Consider the following 21865-nt stretch of genomic DNA (forward strand, 5'->3'; position numbering starts at 1 on the left):
TAATATTTTTTTAATAAATTTTTAATATTCAAGCTTTTTATGTCTGAAAAATAATTTTAGGCTTATTAAACCGTTTGAATACTAATTGGTCATAATGGAAATATGGATAAAGAAAAAATGAAGAAAAACTACTTTAGCAGAGCGTTATTATTGTTCAATACCTTTAAAAATAGAAAATTGACAAATGAAGATATTGCAGCTGCAGAAGATAAAGCACATCATTTAGATGAAAAAGCGAGTGATTTCAAATTATTGATCGATATGGTGAAAGATACTTTTTCCGGTCGATATAAAATGAACAGATGGAATCTTTCTATAATTGTAGCCACCATCGTTTATGTTGTTTCCCCATTAGACGCTATTCCTGACTTGATTCCAGTATTAGGATGGTTGGATGATGCTTCAATTGTTGGATTTGCTATTTCAAAGTTGGCTGATGAAATTGATCGTTACAGAAAACACCGCAAGTTAAATCCTGCAGGATTTACTATTCCAAAATAAAAATAGGATAAGTATACACAACAAAGGGGTTGGGGTGAGAAATTACTTTAACCCCTTTTTATTTGGTTTCAAATTGTCAAAAATAATCCTTAGCATTGAGTATGTATAAACTAAACCTAATTCTTTTTACTTGCTTTTTAATGTGGATTTCTAATACTAAGGGGCAGAATCTATCTTCTTCTCTACAACGCATATTAGAGAAAAATTATCCTGAAAAAATAGGCCCAGGCGCTGTTATTTATGTTTTCGACGGGCAAGAATTATTTACAGCAAATACAGGTTTGGCAAGTTTAATATCAAAGGAAAAAATTGGCAGTCATACGTCTTTTAGAATGGCATCAGTGAGCAAACAATTCACTGCTTATGCTATTTATCAATTAGCTAACAATAAGAAACTTAACCTAAACCAGCGTATAGACTATTATTTTCCAACATTAAATAAAACTGTTGGTGCAATAACTGTCAAACAATTATTAAACCATAGTTCTGGAATCGCCGATTATGAGGGCCTCATGGGCGATAAATGGACGGTTCAATTAACAGATGCAGATGTGCTCAAAATTGTTGAGCCAGCTAATGAAACCTATTTTCCTATTGGAAGTAAATTCAGGTATAGCAATACAGCCTATTGCTTATTGGCCTTAATTGTTGAAAAGGTTACCAAACAAAGCTATCCTTCTTATATGCAAAAGCATGTTTTTGATCCATTAGGAATGAAGAATTCGCTCATAATGAGTAAGGAGCGAGTGCCAACCGCTCGAGCTTTTGGTTATCATCCTGAAAAAGGACAGTTTATATTTGCAGACCAGAGTTTAACCAGCGGAACTATGGGTGATGGGGGAGTGTATACCACTGCATCTGATTATGCAATCTGGTTAGGCTATTTATCGAAATTACTTTCTAATCCAACAACTAAAGAATCCTATTTTGGGAATGGAAATCGATTCCCTGTAAACCAGAATGTTGATTATTCCTTTGGATGGTTTACTGGAAAGGACAAGAACGGAGAGGATATCTTATTTCACTCTGGTGAAAGTACTGGCTTTCATAATATTGTTGTTTTTTATCCGAGTAAAAGGAAGTCCGTTTCGATGTTCAGCAATCGTGACGACCTTAAAATAGCTGGTGTTTTTGATGAGGTCATGGAAATATTGGATATTGAAATCAAAGGCCTAGAAAAAGAGAAATTATTTCATTGGCTAGGAAAGGTATATGCTAACACACTTTAATCAAATTCTTTTACATCTTTGATTTTAAAGCTGTTATTTTCCTTTAACAAGGTTATTTCTCGATGGTAATCTGTTTGAAATTCACAATCGGAAATTATTGATTTTAAGGTAATGCTGCTTGCATCTTCATGAATTACATCGCAAGTAGAAACTTGGATGGATCCCCAATCTTGAGCTGATATCAAGAACCCAACACCTTTTCCAGCATAATCGGTATTGAATTTAGAGGACCATTTTTTCTTAAATTCATCCTCCGATAAACTACCATCAACATCCAAATCTAGATTTATGGCATCCATTTTATAATCAAAATAATCCGCAGTTGTCATTGTTTCCATAATAGATTGATCATCTGAATTAAAGTATCCTTCAACATTCTTCTTCATCCAGTTGCAGGCATCTGTTTTAGCAGTAGTTGCGGACGTACTATCTTGGTGGACCTTTTCGGTTTTATGGGAAGATTGTTGACATGAAAACAGTGTCGCCAAAATGAAAACAAAAAGCAGATTTTTCATAATGAATTGGATATTTCCTATTAAGAACCCTAATAATTAAAAAATGTTTTTTTATTTACAAAACAGGAATGGCGAAACTGATTATTTTCTTTAGCTTACTTGAACCTGCAGATGAGAATTCATAATGATCATGGAATGCAATTTTATTCTTTTTGAAAGTCAATGATCCCACTACAGAAGCATATTTTCCATGGGTAATAATTTGTTCTAAATTAAGGGCAATTGCCTTCTGTGTCTTTATAGTTTCTAAAAATTTTAATATCTCCTCAAGACCTTTTATTTTTCGATCTCCAACCATATCCCATTCGATATTGGGGTGAAATAATTCTTCTAATGCCGGAATATTAGCTTCAGCAAAGGCAATGTTTAGTTCCTTTACTATCCTTCTTTTAGGTGAATTGTCACAGTCTTGAGGAGATGTAATTTTCATTTTATTGTTTTTCTAAAATTTCTTTTAAATTGGATAATCCAGCTGCAAAATCTTTATTCATATCAAAGAAAAGTGACATTAGATTAAACGGATATGGCATTTTTCCATCTATTTTCCATGCAACTTTAGTACTTGTCGAATCAATAGGAGTTAATTCCATATAGGAAGGATTAGGATCATCAGACCCATTGAAAAATAAATCCATTTCAACACGTTTTCCTTCATCTACTTTGGTTAGAACTTGTTTGCCATCACCTACTTTTTTGCTTTTCCAAGTATATGTAAAACCTGGAGTACCATCAGTTCCCTCATAATGTCTTTCAATGTTTGGATCTTGACGAGACCAATTGTCATAGTTTCCTTGGTTTCTGATTAATTTTACATAATCAAAAACTTCCTTACTGGGTTTTTGAATGACAATTTCACTTCCTGCATGGAATTCTTTCGGAACAACTGCCGCAACTATTAATATTAAGCCAACTAGACCTAATATGATAAATAAAAGGTATTTTAAAATTTTCATGATTTAATGGTATTGGTTTTATGACTTTGTTTAATTGATTATTTCAAAAGTTGATGCATTTTAAGTACTGTATTTACATTTCTTCCGGTGGCTATCAATTTAAGCTTTTTCTCAAAGAAATTATTATTGAATTTACTCTTTGCCATCCCCATTGGCAAATGATAATACAAAACATCCTTATTAATGAAAAAGGTCTCCGGATTATAATCAATTGCTTTTAGTTCTGCTATTAAACTTGAATCAGGAATAGTATCCAAAAATGTTATAAAGACTCTATTTGGTTCTTCACCATTACAATATGGATTCTCATGTATTACTTGTTCTAATTTCGCAGGCTCGATTATAAAACAAGAAATATCTAATTGAAAATGATCTTTGATTATTTGATGAAGGAGTGATTCTAATTCATTTTTCTCTAAGTCCGTATTCAAATAAATATTCCCGCTTTGTATATAAGTGACAACATTTTGAAATCCCTTTTCTTCCAAAATTGATTTTAAGGCTGACATTTTAATTAAATTCTTGCCAGATACATTTACAGCTCGTAGGAAAATGAAATAGGATTTCATCTTAATTTTATTTAGTAGCTGTCTCTTGCACAATTTGGAAAGTCCCAGCATTGTCTGATTTCGATTCCAATTGAATGTAAATGTTTCCGTCATTCCTATGAATTACATAGGTTTTAACAGGATTATTATAGACATCTATTGTTCCATCAGATCCTTTATAAGATGCTAAATCATCATAATTTTTAATTTGTACATCTGACCATCTGCCTTCATGTATAAGCATACCACCTGCTTTTGTAATAGCATCTTCAAAATGCTTATTAATTGCAGCCGTGGTGATCTCTTCTTTGGTATTGGCATTGTTTCCTTGGATAAATGCTCGGAAGACTTTTCCTTCCTTTTTGACTAAACTACCATCAGGTAAAGCAACATATAAAAAATCAAATGATTTTACCTTAGGATTATTTATGAATTGTGTTCCTTCAATGGTAGTAAAAAAAGGAAATTCACCCAATTCCGCTGTTGAAACAGGAATATCATCTAAATTGAATGTTGTATTGACAGTATCTGTGTTTGTAGAAATTACTGTTTCAGTTCCAGATACAACTACACTGTCTTGATTCTCATTTGATTTTTCCTTTGAATTGTTGCAGGCTGAAAATAAAATTGCGGCACAAATACTTGATAAAAATAGTTTCTTCATAAAGCTTTTTAGTTGATGTGAACCTAAATATAATCAATTCATAAGAATTGATCTTAAAAACTTAAGCATTTTCAAGTTCAGCAATACTGATTTTTTTCATTTTCATGATAGCTTGTCCAGCATTTGGATTACTCGCAAGAATTTTGCTAATGTTCATTGGAACAACTTGCCAACTCATTCCAAATTGATCTTTACACCATCCACACATACTTTCTTGGCCGGATTCAGTGATTTTATTCCAGTAATAGTCAATTTCTTCTTGGTCTTTACATGTGATGGTAAGTGAGACTCCTTCAGTGAAATTAAAGGGCATAGGTACTCCGCTATCCATGGCAGCCATTGTAAAGTTCTTGATTTCGAATTGCGTATGCATAACCTGACCTTTTACATCGCCTTCTGGATATTCCTTAACACCTTGACTTTTATAATCTTTAAACAATGACTCGTAAAATGCCAAGGCTTCTTTACAATTACCTTGTTGTTGGTCGCAAAACATGATAGTGGGTATAATGGCTTGATTATTAACATCGGATAGTTTACCATAATATAATTGCCAACTAACTCCATATTTATCCTCAACCCAGCCATAGAGTTCGCTATAGGGATAGCTGTCAAGAGGCATCATTACCTTTCCGGTTGCTTTTAGTTTCTCCCAAGAGGCAGTTAAAACTTCCTTAGATTCAAATACTGCCATAAAAGAAATGGTGGGATTTGGTTTAAACATAGGACCACCATTTATCCCAATAAAATCAACCCCCATAATATTTCCTTCCACGACTATAGGATCAGATTTAGTAATAGAAGTATCTGGAAATACTTCGGAGTAAAATTCAAAGGCTTCTAAGGCTTGCTGATCAAACCATAAAGCAGGTATAATTGCATTTTTCATGATGTTTTTCTTTACTTTTTTATAAAACTGAGCCAATAAAATAATGTCGTGTACCATCTGATAATCAATTTATATGGAATTATATTTGTTGATCTTGAACATATTTAATTCTGCTAACCTCCTGTTTATTCATTATTTTGAGCTGTAAAGCAGGAATATAATTTGAGATCAACACTTTTTCATGAGACTGATTCTCTTGAAAATAACAATCGATATCGTTGGCATGCAAGTAATTATAACAAGCCTTCAAATCAGTGGATTCCATAACTAATTGTATAGACGGTTTACTACTTGATTTTACTTTATTCAACTGCAGATTTATTTCACCAATAGTGAGTGTGATTTGATTGTTGGATTTGCTGTTCGATTTATTGCCATCATTCTGTTCTTTTAATAGAAGAATCTCGCTGAAAAAGAAAACAGCTTTTTCAAATTCATTATCAGGAATGGAAAGAATGATCTTGTTAGTGGCATTTAATCGAAAGGATTCCATAGGTGATTTTTTAATTAGCCTGTCTTTAAAAGCAAAGACAGGCTGTAATTTTTTTTTAAAAAAATGGGTTTTATTAATCCATTTTTTTGTTTCCCTCAAAGTGAATCATCCAGTAAATACCAAATTGATCTTGGAAAGAAGCAAATTGTTCCGCAAAGAAAGTTTCTCCTAATTCCATTTCCATAACTTTAGCATTTGCTGATAGAGCTTGAAATAACTCTTTTGCTTCATCCGCACTTTCTGTATCTAACATAATGTAAGTAGCATTTCCAGGAGTCGCTTTAGGAGAAAAAGTTTCTATTACATCAGCCCCCATTAACATGGTTGTGTCATTAATATTTAGTGAAGTATGCATGATTTTACCTTTTGCTTCCTCAGGTAGAGGAGGAGAGTTCGGATCCTCTGGCATACCATCATAGGTATAAGTACCAACTAAATCAGTTTTAAATACATTTTTGTAGAAATCGAAAGCTTCTTTACAATTTCCATTAAAGTTTAAATAAGCATGAATCTTTGCCATAATCGTATGTTTTATAAGTTTAATTGTTCAAATATAGTTCGTGCCGTTGACAACCGTTTGTCAGCAGGATATTATCTATTTATTTTAATCCGTTTTTTAATAGGTTGTCTAGATTTGACATACCGGATTCATATCCTTCCTTAAATCCCATATCTAGAAATTGTTGTAGAATTTCTTCACTTTCATAACTACAGTAATTACGAACAATTGTTTTGTCTCCATTTCCTTCGAAGGTTATTTTCCAATGGGAGGCTGGCATATCCTCGTTCTCATTTCCTTCTGAGTCTGTAAAAGCATCTTTTCCGGAGAAAAGAGATTCGTTTTCAATTTGGTCATATTTAAAAGTTGCCCAATGCTCTTCATTCTCGGAACCAACCATGGCATATAACCATTTTCCACCAACACGAAAATCTTGGCTCTTGGTCTTACACTTCCATGGTTTTGGAGCCCACCATAAATCTAAAATTTCTGAATCTGTATAGGCTCTCCAAACTTGGGCAAGTGTACCATTGAATTCTCGTTGAATAGTCAATTCTTTTCCTTGAATATTGAATTGATAATTATTTTTGTTTTCCATAGCAGTGTGATTTTAATTCTGTATGTATTAATTGTTATTCCAATTCGGTAGGACTAAGTTAGAGTAGATAATTTCAAATCGACTTGCCATAGGACAAGTAATAAAAATAAAAAGACTCACTTTATGTGAGTCTATCTATTAGGCCTTACTGCTGCGCATAGCAGGAATCTTTTTAATATCGTCATTATGCATTAATTCCTCATACTTTTCACTGTTAGGATTAATCAAGCTAACTTTTCCTTTGTCATCATGAAAAATTGCCCATCCATACGTTTTACATAAAGGAGAGGTTCTTAAGCAAGGCTGTCCCTTTGAAAAGTATTTGTTCCTTTCTTTTACTATATCCTCATTTAAAATATCTTTTCTGATGCTGTGAATTTCAAACAATAAATCGTCGGAAGTCATATCATGGTTGGAGCTATTTAATAAGTCATATTGTAAATTAGCAATAGTAACTTTTCCTTCTTTTTTTTCTGGAATATAAGCCTCTTTTGCCTTAGAATCCTCAGCTACTGTTATCAAGGTGTTATAATAATTTGTACTGTGTGTTTTCAACAGATAGTATAGTTTGTTGTTTAAATTCGGGAATATAAAGAAGAAATAAAATCTATGGATTCTTTCATCATCCTTTTCAAAACATTCTCATCGATGTCGCTCAGTTTTTTGATATAAATACAAGCTTTTCCTATTTTATATTTTCCTAAGCCTTCCAATAAATACTCATGTTTAGGACTACCTGTATAAGTATAAAGTGAGATGGCAGCTTTCCTAGGAGAGAAACCTAATAATGGAGCAACACCTTCATGACCTGAAGCGTACTTGTAATGATATTTACCAAAACCAATTATCGTAGGTCCGAACATCTTTGCCTTTTCTCCTGTTGCTTCTTCCATTAATTCGATAAGGCGTAGGCTATCATTACGTTTTTGTTCAGAATCTACCTGGTCTACAAATGAAATTACATCATCGTCTGTAAATTGTGTCTTTACTTTCGCCATTAATTCTCACACAGTTTTTTCAGTATACTTAATGCTTCTGTCCACATCTTATCAAAGCTATGAGAATCCTCTTTATCACTTAATTCTACAGAACAAGTAACCATTGTTTTTCCATCAGATTCGTCGAAGCGATAAATCTCTAAAACATTTCTCCAATCATCTACAAAAGGCCCTTCAAAGATTTCGCCCTCTTCATTCCACATACCTAAATGTCGGACAATGACAAGATCAGCAGGTATATTTTTAATTATTTCGGATATCATTCCGGCTTCTTTTCCATTCTCATCTAAGGAGGAAAAGTAGATTTTATCACCTTCTTGCCAACTTCCTTTAAAATCAGAAGTTGGACTAAACGGTTTTGTCCATTGTTGATAACCGCTACGGTCCAACATGGTATTATAAACCTCCATTGCTGGAGCATTTATTTCTGTTGAATAAAAGACTGTTTTCATAATTATTGCATATTTCCAATTCCAAAAACTGCACCTGCAGGATCTTCAATAATTATATAATTATATGTTCCATCAGGTTTTCTACTTTCATGAATTAATTTTCCGCCTAATTCTTGAGCGGTTTTCAATCGTTCTTCGACATCTTCAGCATAGATGTACATGATCCATTGCGTGGGTAAGTTGTTGTTTTTGCCACGTTTATTGCAAATACCACCTGCTGCATTTTCTGGATCAACCAACATTGCATAATCGTTATATTCGCCTTCTTCATCGCGCATAGCAACAGGGAATTCCTGCCACCCTGCAACAGACTTGTAAAATTCTTTTAGGGTATCGGCCTTATTGCTGGTCAAATCAGCCCATACAATTTGACCTGGTTTAAATTTAGGTTCACTCATGATATTAAGATGTTTTATTTTCTACATACTGTTTAAAGCTATTTAATATAGCTTGCCAACCTTCTCTTTGCATGTCAACAGGATTACTTCCTTCGGCATCAAATGAAATATCCATTTTAGTACTTCCGTTTTCATCAGTAAACGTGGTATCTACTGTTCGTTCATCCCCAAGGACATAGGATATCGAATGTCGAGGCGTTACTTCTGTATAGATTCCTTCGAAATCAAATTGAAAACTTCCGTCTTTTGCTGCCATCTTATTTTTGAATCTGCCTCCAACACGTAGGTCATTTTCAGATGATGGGCAATGCCATTCGGGAGATGCTTGATTCCAATTTACAATGTCCTCTGGATTATTGTAAGCATCCCAAACTTGAGAAATAGGGGCATTTATTGTCGCTGTTATGTTTATTTTTTGATATTCCATTTCATTTCGGGTTAGTTAGCAAATATTTGATGATCGAATTTAAAGGAATTAGTTATACATACACTTGTCATAGGACAAGATTTTAAGGAAACAATCAAAACGAATGAATGGTTTGCTTTATTTTTTATTTTCCAAAGTTAATATCATACCAGCAACAGCATCAATTATGATGTTCCAATCTGCTTCGTGAAGCTCATGTCCAGTCCCTTCTAATATGGTAAGATTTTGTGATTTCAATAATTGAACTAAACTCAACGCATAGTAAAAATGACAAATTCGATCTTCAGATCCATGAATTATTAAACTTGGACAGTTTATAAGATGTAATTGATTGTAATATTCTTCTCCTCCTGATAACTGAGCGTGATTGAATTGACTTTTAAAATTGTTCGCTCTTCTAAAACTCGCTAAGATGTATTCTTTCACTCTTTCTACATTTAAAGGCTTGTTTCCAGACATGAGTTTAGAACCTATTAACATATAGTCAAGTACCTCATTTTCATTATCCCAATTTATTGAACTAGCATCAGCTTGGAAATCCAAAATAGCTTTATCCATTTCCGGAGTTGGCATTATTGGATCTGCCCAAGGCATGCTACTCATTAAACTGATTGAATTAATTCTCTGTGGATGTTTCATGGCAGCTATTTGCGCTAGCATCCCACCAAGGGAAATGCCCATGAGATGAGCCTTATTTATTTTGTACGAATCAAGAATCAAAAAGATATCATCTACTAAGTCATCGATTTTATAATTCAATTCTCCTGCTGTATAGCTGGTAGATTGACCTGTATCTCTAAAATCATATCTAATGACATATAATCCTTTATCTGCGAGTTGACTACAAAAGGATTCATCCCAAAAGAGCATAGAAACTGTGGCTCCAGCAATTAAGACCAAGCAAGGATCTGAAGAGTTTCCAAATGCCTGTGTATAGATCTGTAAATCTTGTTGCTTAATGATTTTTTCCGTTTGCTGCATGTAATTATTCGATATGATTTTCAAGGATATTGATGAAATGAAATTAAGGAATAATTGTTGAATTTGACCATTTTGATTTATCCGTATTCGCTTATTTTTTCAAAAAAACAACTATAACTTGATTATATTCGTTTAATATAACAGGATGAAGGATATTTCATCTTTAATATTCTTACTAATTTTCAAAACGATGATTAATGATAATTATTTGACAGCTAGAGCTGCCATACAAATCCAAAAACCTATTGCAGAAGTATTTGATGCGATTGTATCAGCAGAAAAAATGAGCAATTATTTCATAGAACACTCTACATGTGATTTAGAGAATGATGTAACCGTAGAATGGAAGTTTCCAGAGTTTGACGATATATTTCCAGTCACAGGTAAACTGATTAAAGCAAATGAATATATTTCTTTTGATTGGAGTGGTGGTGCAGAAGGAATGTTAGTTGAAATGTTTTTAGAGGACATCAATGGGAGTTCAACCGTTGTAAGAGTAAAAGAGAGTAGAATGGAAAAAGATGAGGATGGTATTAAACAAGCTATAGGACAAACAGAAGGATGGGCAAATTTTTTAGCTTGTATGAAGGCTAGTTTAGAATACGGAATTAATCTCCGTAAGGGGGCATTTGATTTTATGATATCTTAAGCAAACAATATATGAGTGAAGCAAGCTTTTCAACAATAGATGAATATATCGCTTCTTTCGATAAAGAAGGACAAAATATATTAAAGCAAGTAAGACGGATTATCAAGGAAGCAAGTCCTAAGGAAACCAAGGAGACAATTAGTTATAAAATGCCAACCTTTCGGTACCAGGGGAATCTCATGCATTTTGCTTTGTTTAAAAATCATTTAGGACTATATCCTGGTCCTGCTGCCATAGAGGCTTATGAAGATGACTTAAATACCTTTAAAACCTCTAAAGGTGCTATTCAAATACCTTTAGACAAACCTATTCCAAAAGATCTTATACGGAAATTGATAGCGTTTAATGTGGATTTGCTTAAAGATAAGAAAGGGCCAACTTGGGATTCACATAAAAGTACATGGGTGGATGCAGAGGAATTTATGAATCAGCTTATCGTTAAAACAAAATCTCCCTTAAAAAAGGAATTTAAATGGGGGTCAGATGTTTATACTTTTCAAGGTAAAAATATTATAGGCTGGGGAGGATTTAAAGATTTCTTTTCCTTATGGTTTTATAACGGAGTATTTCTAAATGATCCTGAAAAAGTTCTTATAAATGCATCTGAAGGAAAAACTAAAGCATTACGCCAATGGCGTTTTAAGGATGTATCGGAAATGAATGAAAAGAAAATCTTAGCATATATTGAAGAGTCAGTTCAAACCATACGCGATGGTAAAGAAATAAAAATTGAGCGTTCTGCACCTAAAGAAGTGACTGGAATTCTGAAAGAAGCATTGGATCAGAATAAAGAATTTCAAAAAGCCTTTGATAAGCTTACGCCTGGGAAACAAAAGGAATATATGGAGTATATTGATGAGGCAAAACAAGAGAAAACAAAATTAGCTCGAATTGATAAAATCATTCCATTAATATTAGAAGGAAAGGGATTACATGATAAATATAAAAAGTAAGTAGAATGAGTGATTTTAAAGATAAGATAGGTTTTATAGGTTTGGGAAATATGGGAGGTCCCATGGCTAAAAATCTAGAAAAAGCTGGTGTAGATTTATTTGTGTTTAATCGTTCTGTAGAAAAAACTATAGGCTTTACAGAAAGAAGTACCGTTTGTTCGAGCATAACTGATTTAGTTGAACAAACAGATATTATTTTTACGATGTTAACCAATGATGATGCTGTTCATGCCGTTTATGAGACTATTCTTACTGGAAATGTGAAAGATAAATTGTTTGTAGATATGAGTACCATATCTGAACAAGCATCAAAAGCCATAGCTGAAACCTTGAAGTCCAAAGGTGGTGCATTTGTAGATGCTCCTGTTGCAGGTAGTACTCAACCAGCGAAAGAGGGTACATTAATTTTTATGGTTGGTAGCAGCAATAAGGATAAAGAAAGAGTTTTACCATACTTATCATTGATGGGTAAAGAGATTAAATATCTTGGTGATAATGGGGCTGGAATTGCAGCTAAACTATGTATAAACTATTACTTATCCATCCTATATCAAGGAATGGCAGAAACTGTTTTATTCGCAGAAAAATTGGGAATTAGCCGAGAAAATATGATGGCTATTATTAATGAAAGTGCAAGTGGGAGTGGAGCGACCAAAGTAAAAACCCAATCTATAATTGAGAATAGTTTCCCTCCAGCTTTTGCGTTGGATTTAATGTTAAAGGACGTAAATCTTGCTATTGCAGCAGGTGCTGATATGCCAATGAGTAAAGTCCTTGAAAAGACTTATCAAGATGCTCATGACGCTGGCTATGGCGAAAAGGATGTCATGGGAGTTTTAGACTATTTGAAGACTCGATCCATGAATAAATAAGTGTAATTATGAAGAAGTTATTATTTGCAGTAGTTCTATTGTTGGGTTATCAAGTTAATCATGCGCAAGATAACAGGGAAGTGTTGGATATTAATTTAACGAATTATGAATATCCTTATCCTGTATCCAAATTAGTTTTGGATTCCAATCAAAACCAAACCTTGGAAATGTTTTATATGGATATAAAACCCATAGGAAAGGCAAATAATAAAACTGTTTTGCTATTACATGGAAAGAACTTTAATGCTGCATACTGGAAGACAACGATTCAAGCATTAACTAAAGAGGGATATCGTGTAATTGCACCTGATCAGATAGGATTTGGAAAATCTTCTAAACCGCAAAATTATCAGTATTCATTTCAACAACTGGCACAAAACACAAAACAAGTATTAGATAAGCTTCAAATCAAAAAGATCTATTTATTAGGGCACTCTATGGGGGGTATGTTAGCAACGCGTTTTGCATTAATGTATCCTGAAACAGTAGAAAAGTTGATTTTAGAGAATCCAATAGGTTTAGAAGATTGGAAGATATATGCTCCATACAGTAGTATCTTGGAGAATTACAAGAGTGAGTTAAAAGCGAATTATGAAAGTACGAAAGCTTATCAAAATCGCTTTTATTATGATAATAAATGGAAATCTGAATATGATGAGTGGGTCTACCTTTTAACAGGCTGGAATAAACATCCTGAATATCCTAAAGTTGCCTATAACAATGCCCTAACTACAGACATGATTTTTACACAGCCAGTAGTATATGAATTTAAAAACCTAAATGTACCTACATTGTTAATTATAGGGACACGTGATAGAACGTCAATAGGTAAAGATCGCATCAAAGATGCTGCAATCCGCGATAAAATGGGACAGTATCAATTATTGGGTAAATCTACCCAACAATTAATAAAAGGATCTGAACTTATTGAATTGGATGATGTGGGACATCTCCCACATATTGAGGTATTTGAAAGGTTTATTTCTCCATTAAAGACATTTTTAGCTAAATAGATACAATTCAAATTTATTCGTTATGAAACCATTTAGAATTTTGTTGTTATTGGGAATGATTATTGGCAATTCAGCTTTAGCTCAGGAGTTGAAAGAAATTTCCTATACAGAAGGTCCGCAAAAACTTAAAGGATTGATTACTAAAAATGCAGGCCAAAAGTTACCTGCAGTAGTCATTTTACCTGCATGGAAAGGAATTGACCAAGAGTCCAAAGATGCTGCTTTAGCTCTTGAAAGAGAAGGATATATAGCCTTAATCGCTGATATTTATGGTGAAGGAAATGCTCCTAATGATAATGCAGCTGCCTCCAAATTGTCTTCCACTTATAAAAAGGATTTTAAATTATATCAAAATAGAATTAAAGCGGCGTTAGATGCAGTTAAAAAGCAAGGAACTACTGAAGTAGCTGTTATTGGATATTGCTTTGGAGGTGCTGGTGCATTAGAAACTGCCCGTGCCGGCTTTGATGTAAAAGGAACAGTATGTATACATGGAGGATTGTCAAAGTCCCCAGATAGAGCAAATGGCACAATTAATACAAAGGTTTTAGTATTACATCCCGCTGATGACGCTTCTGTATCTAAGGCTGATTACGATGGTCTAATAGTCGAATTGGATGAGGGAAAAGCAGATTGGCAAATTATAACCTATGCTAATTCTAAGCATACATTTACTAATCCAGAATCTCCTGATTACAATGAAACTATGGCAAAAAGAGCATGGAACCATACACTAATGTTTCTAAGAGAAGTGCTCAAATAATATTTGGAATAAAGAAATGAAAGAAAGGACCACTTCACTTGATAGTTGAAGTGGTTTTTTATTTCTGAAACAGTAAATAAAAAAGGTTATTCACGCAGAAATAACCTCTAAAAATTAATTAGTAAAAATGGAACATGCAATTGATTAATTACCTTCAATAATATCCTTGCTTTCGCTTTGTTTTTATATTTATAAGGATTAGATAAGCAAGGGCCATCAAAAGTAAAAAGAGAAAAATAACGCCGTCGGTTGTCAATGTTAGTACATTCTTATGAATGTATTCTGTTAATATCCAAGCCACAGGAATAAAACAGGCTAGCCAAACTAATAATCTCATCGAATTATGGTATTAATTCTTAAAATGGTTTGTTAAACAATCAAATATATCTAAAAATAATTACTTTATAGGAATTATTTGAATAATATAATTAAAAATACTCTAACTGATTTATTCAGCTTAAATAAAGTATAAGTACGTTGATGACAAATGTTTTATTTTTAGTTTTGATTTACCTTGCTCTTGATATATCCGAAATATTTCAATTTTGTAAATTTCTTGTTGGTTAATATGAGTCAAATCAAAATGTTGATGATAGATTCTATTCGTTTTCTTAATACAATGAAATTCTTGAGTAGATTTTTCTTGATAATCAAAAAAGGAGTAAATTGCTATTGATGGCTGGATTGGTTTTAATTTCCAATTATTAGCCAATTTAAACATATATGAATTCAAGAAGAGATTTTTTAAAAAAGGCTTCCATGCTTGCTGGAGCATCGGCTGCTATTAATGTATTACCTGAATCCATTCAACGAGCTTTAGCGATAGAAGCTCCTGAAGGTTCTACTTATTTAGATGCTGAACATATCGTGTTTTTAATGCAGGAGAACCGTTCCTTTGACCATTGTTTTGGAAGCTTAAAGGGTGTTCGTGGTTTCAATGATCCTCGAGCTTTGAGAGGACCACAAGGATTGCCAGTTTGGTATCAACCTGATAAAGACCAGAAATATTACACCCCTTTTCGTCTAGATATTGAAAATACCCAAGCCACATGGATGGGGGATTTGCCCCATAGTTGGTCTAACATGGTTGCTGCACGGAATAATGGTAAGATGGATAACTGGTTAGAAGCAAAGAGACCTGGTAATCGTAAATTCAAACATATCCCGCTAACCATGGGATATTATGATCGTAAGGATATTCCTTTTTACTATGCCTTTGCTGATGCTTTTACAGTTTGTGACCAACATTTTTGCTCCTCTTTGACAGGAACATCTGCCAATCGTTCTTATTTCTGGACTGGTACTATCCGTGAAAATCCAAGAGATCCAAACTCAAGTGCACATGTTGATAATTCTCAAATCAATTATCAGAATATTTCATGGAAAACCTATCCAGAACGTTTGCAAGAAGCCGGTATTTCTTGGCGAATTTATCAAAATGAACTTAGTCTCCCTATTGGTTTTGAAGGTGAAGAAGAAGATTGGTTGGCAAATTTTACTGATAATAATCTAGAATTTCATGAGCAATATCAAGTGAGATTTCACCCAGCTTATTATGCATATGCAAAAAGACGTGTCAAGGAAATAGAGCATGAACTTACAGTAGCTCGATATGCCTCACAAGAAGCTTATCAGAAAGTTCTAGATACTTTAGAAAGATTTAAGCGGGATGTAGAGAAATATAGCCCAAGTGAATTTGCCAAATTAACAAAACATCAACAAGAGATTCATAAACGAGCCTTTACAACAAATACAGGCGACCCAAGTTACCATAAATTGCAAACCATTCAGTATGCAGGTAAAAATGGCAATGAGCAGGTGGAAGTTCCTAAAGGAGATGTTTTTCATCAATTTAGAGAAGATGTAAATACAGGTAAATTACCAACTGTGTCTTGGTTAGTTGCTCCTTGTCGTTTCTCGGACCACCCATCATCACCATGGTATGGTGCATGGTATGTTTCGGAAACTTTGGATATCTTAACATCTAATCCCGATGTTTGGAAAAAAACCATCTTTATTCTTACATATGATGAAAATGATGGCTATTTTGATCATATCCCTCCTTATGTGCCTCCTTTGACAACAAGACCTGAAACGGGCAAGGTGCCTACTGATATCAATACAGCTGATGAGTATGTAACAGTGGAGCAGGAACGTATTCGAACCAATAATAAAAATACAAATTTGGAAAGTCCAATTGGCTTAGGCTATCGAGTGCCGATGGTTATTGCATCTCCATGGAGTAAAGGGGGATGGGTGAATTCTGAATTGTTTGATTTAACTTCTGGACTCCAATTTATGGAGCATTTTTTAGAGAAGAAAACAGGAAAACGAGTAATTGAAGAAAACATCAGCTCTTGGAGAAGATTGGTATGTGGGAACTTAACTTCTGCATTTAGGCCAATTCCTGAACTGATTAAACCTGACTTAGCATATGTCAATCTTAATGCTTATGTAGAGCGAATCCATCAAGCACAACATAAAAACTTGCCTGGCAATTTTGTTGCAATGACAAAAGCAGAATTGGATAAATTCGACTTTAAACAAAGAGGCTTAGGAATTCAAGAAAAGGGTATAAAGCCTGCCAACGCTATTCCTTATGATCCAAAAGTAATAATCCGATTTGACGTTAAACTAAAGAAGATTGTTATGGAATTCTCTTTAGAAGGTAAATTGCCTGCAACAAAACCTGTTGGAATGCCTTTTTTGGTGATCAACTACACAGCCTATAAAGACGATTCATCTGATTATAATTCTTGGAACTTTTCTGTAAGAACAAAAGAAAAATTATCCTACTCTTGGTCATATGGTGACTTTAAGAATCAAAAATTTCATTTTATAGTTCATGGTCCAAATGGGTTTTTTAGAGAATTTAAAGGTCATCTAAAGAAGCATTTTCCTCAGATAGCTATTGACTCAAATCATTCTAATGGTTTACGAATTAAAGTAAGTGAATTGAAATCCAATGCCAACATGAAAGATCAAGCTTATGGAAGAAAATCCATTGAATTTAGCAGAAGAAAAATTAAAGAATTAGGTATTTCTCTTCAGGAAAGCCATGGTTGGTATGATTATGAGATCAAGCTTTCAGATGATAAGGACTTTTATTATCGATTTGCCGGCCATGTGGAAAATGGGAAAAGTAGTATGACCGATCCCTTGATGGGAAACGATTTATAATATAGAAAGATGGTTATTATGCCATCTTTCTATTTTCTAAAGCACTGAAATAAGTTGGTACTTTCATGTGATGCGCTAAAGCTTTTGGTAAACTCCTGCTAAAAAGTCTTCTGAAGAAGCTCTTGCGTGTAAAAGAGACTAATAATAAATCAATTTCTTCTACATCAACAAATTGATCAACACATTTGGTAATAGGTTCACTTACATCAAGACGATTGACCATTTCTTTACTGTGATAAGTTACCTGGTTTAGTTCAAATGATTTTAATATCTGATCCTGCCAAAATAAAACATCTTCTTGACTAGGAAATGCATCACCTTCTGAAACATGTAATAACGCTAAGTCAAAAGCGGAGCTCGTTCTTTGTGTAAATTCTGACAATAATTCCAATTCAGTAGGTTTAAAATTAGTCAATAAACCTATTTTACGTAACTTGAATTGCTGGTAAGTGTCTGGAACAGCTAAAACACCTATTGGCGAATGTTGTATCACTTCATAGGTATTACTTCCAAGTGCAACATGTTTTAATCCACTAGCCCCCTTAGTTCCCATCACAATAAATTGGATTGGTGAATTTAACAGCATTTCTTGAATGACATCATTTAAACTTCCTGCCATACAAGCTGTGCTTATAGGGGCTTTAGGAAATTGCTTTTTGATTCTTTCATCTAGGTCTGCCATTTGTTTTTCAGCTTCTTCATGGCTATGTAAACTTACAGCATCATTAAATTCAGCAGAAGCCAATAGGTTCCCAAAAGTTTGATAGACATGAAGAACTTGAATGTTCCATTGAAATCTTTCAGCCAAATGAACGGCATAATTTAATGCTATCCATGAATTTTCAGAAAAATCAGTTGGTACCAATAGTGCATTTCTCATAGGAAGTAGGTGAATGGTTAATATTAGATAAATATACTTATTTAATATATGACTTATGAAAATAATACCATTCGATTTATGGTAAAACAAATTATATCTTCCTTTTATGGTAGTAGTAACTCTTATTAACCAAAATCGTGATGAAAATCAATTAATATTAAACATATAGGCCTTAAATTTGGTTCTCTTAGTAAAGTACTCGAACTATGGTTACTGACAATCATCTGAAAACCAAACAATATTTTCAATTTTCAACTGATGAAGTTTATCAGCAATTGCTGGTTGATCCTCAAGTAGGATTGGACAAGAATGAAGTTGCTAAACGACAGGAGGAATATGGAAAGAATGTCCTAACAGGTCAAAAAAGGAAATCATTGTTTTCCATATTTTTTAGTCAATTAAATGACGCACTTATATATGTATTGTTAGCTGCGGTCATTATTACGGTGGCGATGGGTGAGTATACCGATGGTATAATTATCATGATCGTCATATTGATTAATGCATTCTTAGGTATGTTTCAGGAGATTAAAGCTAGTAATGCCATTGCGGCATTACAAAGTATGGCTAGTCCAAAAGCGTTGGTGAAAAGGTCTGGAGAGCAATTTGAAGTTGATGCTGAAGAATTGGTTCCAGGGGATCTAGTCATCTTAGATGCAGGAAGATATGTGCCTGCTGATCTTCGTTTAATAGAGACTGTAAACCTAAAAATTGATGAGTCAGCTTTAACAGGTGAGTCCGTTGCGGTGGAAAAGAATGCCGAGGAGATTTATCAAGATGAAGATGTAGCCATAGCTGACAGAGTAAACATGGCTTATATGACCAGTTTAGTTACGTATGGAAGAGGAACTGGAGTAGTCGTAGCGACAGGAAATAAAACCGAAGTAGGAAAGATTGCCGATTTTCTTAAAGAAGATCAACAAACCAAAACTCCTTTAGAGATTAGGCTTGCTCACTTAGGAAAGACACTTGGAAAACTAGCTGTAGGAATCTGTGTTTTTATTTTCGTTGTTTCTTATTTTCAAGGAAGGGATTTAACGGAAATGTTCTTAACATCAGTTTCCCTGGCTGTAGCGTCTATTCCAGAAGGATTAGCAGCTATAGTTGCTATCGTGTTGTCTATTGGCGTAACTAAGATGGCTAAACAGAAAGCAATTATTAAAAAGCTTCCTGCTGTAGAGACCTTAGGTTCCGTAAATATTGTTTGCTCCGATAAAACAGGAACACTTACCCAAAATAAAATGACGGTGAAGGAGCTGTTTACTTTTGCTGATAAATTAGTGGATGTAGATGAAGAGGGGAAAATACTACCCGAGGAGAAGCTCTTGATTGAAGGAATGGTTCTAGCTTCAGATGCCACGTTAGAAGCGGATAAACAAACTGGTGATCCGACTGAAGTTGCGCTTTTAATGTTAGCTGATCATTGGGGAATAAATCGTAAAGAAATTATAGAGAACCAACCACGTATTAAGGAACTAGCATTTGATTCTGATCGAAAAATGATGTCTACCCTTCATAAAGATCAAAATGGTTATAAGCTTTATGTCAAAGGTGCAGTTGATAACCTGATCTTAAAATGTAAGTATGTTTTGGAACAAGAACAACAAATTCCAATAACAGATGCACACAAAACCTTAATTTCTGAAGCTGTAGATAAGATGTCAGCAAAAGCTCTTCGAACTTTAGCTTTGGCGTATAAGGAGCCAAGTAAAAAAATAGCCGAAGATCAATTTGAGGAAGATTTAATATTTGTCGGTTTGGTAGGTATGATCGATCCACCTCGACAAGAAGTTAAAGATTCTATTCAATTGGCAAAGAATGCCGGCATTCGCACAATTATGATTACGGGAGATCATAAGCAAACTGCTTTTGCTATTGCGAAAGAACTAGGAATTGCAGAAAATAAAGATCAGGCTATTACTGGTGTTGAATTAAATGCTTTAGACGCTCAAAAGCTTGCCGATAAAATTGAAAACTATACCGTATTCGCCCGTGTATCTCCTGAAAATAAAGTCAACATTGTTAAAGCGTTTAAGGAAAAAGGCAATATCGTCTCTATGACCGGTGATGGCGTAAATGATGCACCATCCTTGAATGCAGCCGATATAGGTGTTGCGATGGGGATCACAGGGACCGATGTCGCAAAAAATGCCTCTGATATGATCCTTGCAGATGATAACTTCTCTACCATAATAACGGCAATTGAACAAGGAAGGAATATATACAACAACATCAAAAAATCAGTTGTATTTCTTTTGGCAAGTAACGTAGGAGAGGTGGTGGCTATGTTTACAGCAATTGTAGCCGGCATGCCTGTTCCGCTTTTGGCTACTCAGCTTCTATGGATTAATCTGATTACAGATACGCTACCTGCTGTTGCTTTAGGAATGGATCCAGGAGATAAAGCAGTCATGAAGGATAAACCTCGTTCTATAAAAGAAAACTTCTTCTCCCATGGTGCTGGAAAACGTATTATTCTTGGTGGACTTTTAATAGGAGCTTTAACTATTATAGCTTTTATTTTCGGTTACTATGAACACAACTATTCTGTTTTTGATGCCAATATTCCCGAAGAGGTTCATGCATATTCAAGGACTATGGCCTTCCTGACAATTATTGCATGTCAATTATTCTATAGCTTAAGCTTTAGAAATGAACGTAAGTCAATTCTTCAAGTCGGACTGTTCAGTAATCTTTATTTGATAGGGGCAATTGTTTTAGGCTTTGCATTACAATTAATGGTTCTATTTATTCCTGTAATGAGGGAATCCTTTAAATTACAATTGATTAGTGTACAGGATTGGGGAATAATCCTATTGTTTGGATTAGTGCCAATGCTTATAAATGAATTAATCAAATGGGTTTATCGAATTCGCAGAAAGAATTAATTCTTTACTTTTGAATTTTGCCTTTGTTGTCTTTTCCATTTGCGGAATTCCCAAGGAGCTATTGGGTTAGGTAATGACCATAATTGTCGCTTATACATTTTAGCTTCGGCTTCAGCCTCTGCGTAATAGGTGGTTTTATCAAATTGTGTGAAATGCCAAGCTAATCCAGATTTCAATAGTGCATAGTTTAATTCGGTGCTATCCACATACATACGAGCGATTGCCCTTTTGTACTGATCGTAAGAATAGACATCTGCTCGAACCACTTTATTGGCACAAAATTGTGCTGTGAATTCTTTAGCTACCTGAAAATAGTCTTGGGTTCGTTCTGGACAGTCTATTCCATGTAATCGAATGCTATGCTGTTGATTTAAACTGTCTAACAAGGTTACTGTATCTCCATCAGCTATACGAACCACCTTGCCCCACAAAATTGCTTTTTGCGCAGTAGTAACTAGGCATAAGGTTATCAAAAACAAAAATATAGGAAGACTTTTTAAATACATTCGCCAAAGGTAAGGA

The 21865-nt window shown here is 34.2% G+C and carries 26 protein-coding genes; 9 read left to right on the forward strand and 17 right to left on the reverse strand.

Annotated features, from left to right (window positions below):
* Positions 1-102: 102 nt before the first annotated feature.
* Positions 103-501: a YkvA family protein gene (locus ACP6L2_RS03190; RefSeq protein ID WP_440507849.1), complete on the forward strand. Its 399-nt coding sequence runs from the start codon at positions 103-105 to the stop codon at positions 499-501.
* Between the two features lie 140 nt (positions 502-641).
* Positions 642-1730: a serine hydrolase domain-containing protein gene (locus tag ACP6L2_RS03195; RefSeq protein ID WP_440507850.1), complete on the forward strand. Its 1089-nt coding sequence runs from the start codon at positions 642-644 to the stop codon at positions 1728-1730.
* On the opposite strand, the gene ACP6L2_RS03200 is transcribed toward ACP6L2_RS03195, so the two are convergent.
* The 15 genes from ACP6L2_RS03200 to ACP6L2_RS03270 form a co-directional block, all read right to left on the reverse strand.
* Positions 1727-2245, reverse strand: coding sequence for a hypothetical protein (locus tag ACP6L2_RS03200; RefSeq protein ID WP_440507851.1), 519 nt, complete (start codon positions 2243-2245; stop codon positions 1727-1729). The genes ACP6L2_RS03195 and ACP6L2_RS03200 overlap by 4 nt on opposite strands.
* A 55-nt stretch (positions 2246-2300) precedes the next feature.
* Complete coding sequence (locus tag ACP6L2_RS03205; RefSeq protein WP_440507852.1) at positions 2301-2675, reverse strand: nuclear transport factor 2 family protein; 375 nt, start codon at positions 2673-2675, stop codon at positions 2301-2303.
* A gap of 1 nt (position 2676) precedes the next feature.
* Positions 2677-3198, reverse strand: a complete 522-nt coding sequence (locus ACP6L2_RS03210; protein WP_440507853.1) for an SRPBCC family protein — start codon at positions 3196-3198, stop codon at positions 2677-2679.
* Positions 3199-3236: 38 nt separating this feature from the next.
* A complete protein-coding gene (locus ACP6L2_RS03215) occupies positions 3237-3860 on the reverse strand; it encodes a DUF1697 domain-containing protein (RefSeq protein ID WP_440507854.1) in 624 nt (207 codons plus the stop codon).
* Complete coding sequence (locus tag ACP6L2_RS03220) at positions 3775-4410, reverse strand: hypothetical protein (protein WP_440507855.1); 636 nt, start codon at positions 4408-4410, stop codon at positions 3775-3777. Before ACP6L2_RS03220 ends, ACP6L2_RS03215 begins: the two co-directional genes overlap by 86 nt.
* 61 nt (positions 4411-4471) lie before the next feature.
* Positions 4472-5356, reverse strand: a complete 885-nt coding sequence (locus tag ACP6L2_RS03225; RefSeq protein ID WP_440507856.1) for a VOC family protein — start codon at positions 5354-5356, stop codon at positions 4472-4474.
* 22 nt (positions 5357-5378) lie between these two features.
* Positions 5379-5792: a hypothetical protein gene (locus ACP6L2_RS03230; RefSeq protein ID WP_440507857.1), complete on the reverse strand. Its 414-nt coding sequence runs from the start codon at positions 5790-5792 to the stop codon at positions 5379-5381.
* Between the two features lie 73 nt (positions 5793-5865).
* Positions 5866-6312, reverse strand: coding sequence for a VOC family protein (locus ACP6L2_RS03235; protein ID WP_440507858.1), 447 nt, complete (start codon positions 6310-6312; stop codon positions 5866-5868).
* 79 nt (positions 6313-6391) lie between these two features.
* Positions 6392-6889: an SRPBCC family protein gene (locus ACP6L2_RS03240; RefSeq protein WP_440507859.1), complete on the reverse strand. Its 498-nt coding sequence runs from the start codon at positions 6887-6889 to the stop codon at positions 6392-6394.
* Between the two features lie 138 nt (positions 6890-7027).
* Positions 7028-7444, reverse strand: a complete 417-nt coding sequence (locus tag ACP6L2_RS03245) for a DUF6157 family protein (RefSeq protein WP_440507860.1) — start codon at positions 7442-7444, stop codon at positions 7028-7030.
* A gap of 20 nt (positions 7445-7464) precedes the next feature.
* Entirely contained in the window at positions 7465-7887 is a 423-nt protein-coding gene (locus ACP6L2_RS03250) for a DUF1801 domain-containing protein (protein ID WP_440507861.1), read from the reverse strand.
* Positions 7887-8339 (reverse strand): SRPBCC family protein, encoded by a 453-nt coding sequence (locus tag ACP6L2_RS03255; protein ID WP_440507862.1) that lies wholly within the window; start codon positions 8337-8339, stop codon positions 7887-7889. The genes ACP6L2_RS03250 and ACP6L2_RS03255 overlap by 1 nt, the downstream gene beginning before the upstream one ends.
* Positions 8340-8341: 2 nt before the next feature.
* Entirely contained in the window at positions 8342-8737 is a 396-nt protein-coding gene (locus ACP6L2_RS03260) for a VOC family protein (protein WP_440507863.1), read from the reverse strand.
* Between the two features lie 4 nt (positions 8738-8741).
* Positions 8742-9164 (reverse strand): SRPBCC family protein, encoded by a 423-nt coding sequence (locus tag ACP6L2_RS03265; protein WP_440507864.1) that lies wholly within the window; start codon positions 9162-9164, stop codon positions 8742-8744.
* Positions 9165-9281: 117 nt separating this feature from the next.
* Entirely contained in the window at positions 9282-10145 is an 864-nt protein-coding gene (locus tag ACP6L2_RS03270; protein ID WP_440507865.1) for an alpha/beta fold hydrolase, read from the reverse strand.
* Positions 10146-10290: 145 nt separating this feature from the next.
* On the opposite strand from ACP6L2_RS03270, the gene ACP6L2_RS03275 reads away from it, so the two are divergent.
* From ACP6L2_RS03275 to ACP6L2_RS03300, 6 genes are all read left to right on the forward strand, one after another.
* Positions 10291-10794, forward strand: a complete 504-nt coding sequence (locus ACP6L2_RS03275; RefSeq protein WP_440507866.1) for an SRPBCC domain-containing protein — start codon at positions 10291-10293, stop codon at positions 10792-10794.
* A gap of 11 nt (positions 10795-10805) precedes the next feature.
* Complete coding sequence (locus ACP6L2_RS03280; protein WP_440507867.1) at positions 10806-11747, forward strand: DUF1801 domain-containing protein; 942 nt, start codon at positions 10806-10808, stop codon at positions 11745-11747.
* A 5-nt stretch (positions 11748-11752) separates the two neighbouring features.
* Complete coding sequence (locus ACP6L2_RS03285) at positions 11753-12619, forward strand: NAD(P)-dependent oxidoreductase (protein ID WP_440507868.1); 867 nt, start codon at positions 11753-11755, stop codon at positions 12617-12619.
* An 8-nt stretch (positions 12620-12627) separates the two neighbouring features.
* Positions 12628-13632, forward strand: a complete 1005-nt coding sequence (locus tag ACP6L2_RS03290) for an alpha/beta fold hydrolase (RefSeq protein WP_440507869.1) — start codon at positions 12628-12630, stop codon at positions 13630-13632.
* Between the two features lie 22 nt (positions 13633-13654).
* On the forward strand, positions 13655-14395 hold the full coding sequence (locus tag ACP6L2_RS03295; RefSeq protein WP_440507870.1) for a dienelactone hydrolase family protein: 741 nt from the start codon (positions 13655-13657) through the stop codon (positions 14393-14395).
* A 723-nt stretch (positions 14396-15118) separates the two neighbouring features.
* The gene (locus tag ACP6L2_RS03300; RefSeq protein WP_440507871.1) at positions 15119-17575 is read left to right on the forward strand and encodes a phosphocholine-specific phospholipase C; all 2457 of its coding nucleotides are present in this window, start codon (positions 15119-15121) and stop codon (positions 17573-17575) included.
* Positions 17576-17591: 16 nt separating this feature from the next.
* Here ACP6L2_RS03300 and ACP6L2_RS03305 read toward each other — a convergent pair whose 3' ends face one another.
* Positions 17592-18455 carry a universal stress protein gene (locus tag ACP6L2_RS03305; RefSeq protein ID WP_440507872.1) on the reverse strand — a complete coding sequence of 288 codons (864 nt, stop codon included), beginning with the start codon at positions 18453-18455 and terminating at the stop codon, positions 17592-17594.
* 206 nt (positions 18456-18661) lie between these two features.
* Between ACP6L2_RS03305 and ACP6L2_RS03310 the strand changes: the two genes are divergently transcribed.
* On the forward strand, positions 18662-21343 hold the full coding sequence (locus tag ACP6L2_RS03310; protein WP_440507873.1) for a cation-translocating P-type ATPase: 2682 nt from the start codon (positions 18662-18664) through the stop codon (positions 21341-21343).
* Here ACP6L2_RS03310 and ACP6L2_RS03315 read toward each other — a convergent pair.
* Entirely contained in the window at positions 21340-21849 is a 510-nt protein-coding gene (locus tag ACP6L2_RS03315) for a thermonuclease family protein (protein ID WP_440507874.1), read from the reverse strand. The genes ACP6L2_RS03310 and ACP6L2_RS03315 overlap by 4 nt on opposite strands.
* Between the last annotated feature and the right edge of the window lie 16 nt (positions 21850-21865).

The sequence above is a fragment of the Sphingobacterium lactis genome, assembly GCF_051951495.1.
GTDB classification, from domain to species: domain Bacteria; phylum Bacteroidota; class Bacteroidia; order Sphingobacteriales; family Sphingobacteriaceae; genus Sphingobacterium; species Sphingobacterium lactis_A.

Bases quoted from the DNA above. Each gene is read 5' to 3' on its own strand.
- ACP6L2_RS03255 (WP_440507862.1), bottom strand. From the start codon at position 8,339: ATGAAAACAGTCTTTTATTCAACAGAAATAAATGCTCCAGCAATGGAG.
- ACP6L2_RS03295 (WP_440507870.1), top strand. From the start codon at position 13,655: ATGAAACCATTTAGAATTTTGTTGTTATTGGGAATGATTATTGGCAAT.
- ACP6L2_RS03310 (WP_440507873.1), top strand. From the start codon at position 18,662: ATGGTTACTGACAATCATCTGAAAACCAAACAATATTTTCAATTTTCA.
- ACP6L2_RS03200 (WP_440507851.1), bottom strand. From the start codon at position 2,245: ATGAAAAATCTGCTTTTTGTTTTCATTTTGGCGACACTGTTTTCATGT.
- ACP6L2_RS03215 (WP_440507854.1), bottom strand. From the start codon at position 3,860: ATGACGGAAACATTTACATTCAATTGGAATCGAAATCAGACAATGCTG.
- ACP6L2_RS03205 (WP_440507852.1), bottom strand. From the start codon at position 2,675: ATGAAAATTACATCTCCTCAAGACTGTGACAATTCACCTAAAAGAAGG.
- ACP6L2_RS03270 (WP_440507865.1), bottom strand. From the start codon at position 10,145: ATGCAGCAAACGGAAAAAATCATTAAGCAACAAGATTTACAGATCTAT.
- ACP6L2_RS03225 (WP_440507856.1), bottom strand. From the start codon at position 5,356: ATGGTACACGACATTATTTTATTGGCTCAGTTTTATAAAAAAGTAAAG.
- ACP6L2_RS03275 (WP_440507866.1), top strand. From the start codon at position 10,291: ATGAAGGATATTTCATCTTTAATATTCTTACTAATTTTCAAAACGATG.
- ACP6L2_RS03235 (WP_440507858.1), bottom strand. From the start codon at position 6,312: ATGGCAAAGATTCATGCTTATTTAAACTTTAATGGAAATTGTAAAGAA.
- ACP6L2_RS03190 (WP_440507849.1), top strand. From the start codon at position 103: ATGGATAAAGAAAAAATGAAGAAAAACTACTTTAGCAGAGCGTTATTA.
- ACP6L2_RS03300 (WP_440507871.1), top strand. From the start codon at position 15,119: ATGAATTCAAGAAGAGATTTTTTAAAAAAGGCTTCCATGCTTGCTGGA.
- ACP6L2_RS03195 (WP_440507850.1), top strand. From the start codon at position 642: ATGTGGATTTCTAATACTAAGGGGCAGAATCTATCTTCTTCTCTACAA.
- ACP6L2_RS03290 (WP_440507869.1), top strand. From the start codon at position 12,628: ATGAAGAAGTTATTATTTGCAGTAGTTCTATTGTTGGGTTATCAAGTT.
- ACP6L2_RS03315 (WP_440507874.1), bottom strand. From the start codon at position 21,849: ATGTATTTAAAAAGTCTTCCTATATTTTTGTTTTTGATAACCTTATGC.
- ACP6L2_RS03210 (WP_440507853.1), bottom strand. From the start codon at position 3,198: ATGAAAATTTTAAAATACCTTTTATTTATCATATTAGGTCTAGTTGGC.
- ACP6L2_RS03230 (WP_440507857.1), bottom strand. From the start codon at position 5,792: ATGGAATCCTTTCGATTAAATGCCACTAACAAGATCATTCTTTCCATT.
- ACP6L2_RS03260 (WP_440507863.1), bottom strand. From the start codon at position 8,737: ATGAGTGAACCTAAATTTAAACCAGGTCAAATTGTATGGGCTGATTTG.
- ACP6L2_RS03305 (WP_440507872.1), bottom strand. From the start codon at position 18,455: ATGAGAAATGCACTATTGGTACCAACTGATTTTTCTGAAAATTCATGG.
- ACP6L2_RS03280 (WP_440507867.1), top strand. From the start codon at position 10,806: ATGAGTGAAGCAAGCTTTTCAACAATAGATGAATATATCGCTTCTTTC.
- ACP6L2_RS03265 (WP_440507864.1), bottom strand. From the start codon at position 9,164: ATGGAATATCAAAAAATAAACATAACAGCGACAATAAATGCCCCTATT.
- ACP6L2_RS03220 (WP_440507855.1), bottom strand. From the start codon at position 4,410: ATGAAGAAACTATTTTTATCAAGTATTTGTGCCGCAATTTTATTTTCA.
- ACP6L2_RS03240 (WP_440507859.1), bottom strand. From the start codon at position 6,889: ATGGAAAACAAAAATAATTATCAATTCAATATTCAAGGAAAAGAATTG.
- ACP6L2_RS03250 (WP_440507861.1), bottom strand. From the start codon at position 7,887: ATGGCGAAAGTAAAGACACAATTTACAGACGATGATGTAATTTCATTT.
- ACP6L2_RS03285 (WP_440507868.1), top strand. From the start codon at position 11,753: ATGAGTGATTTTAAAGATAAGATAGGTTTTATAGGTTTGGGAAATATG.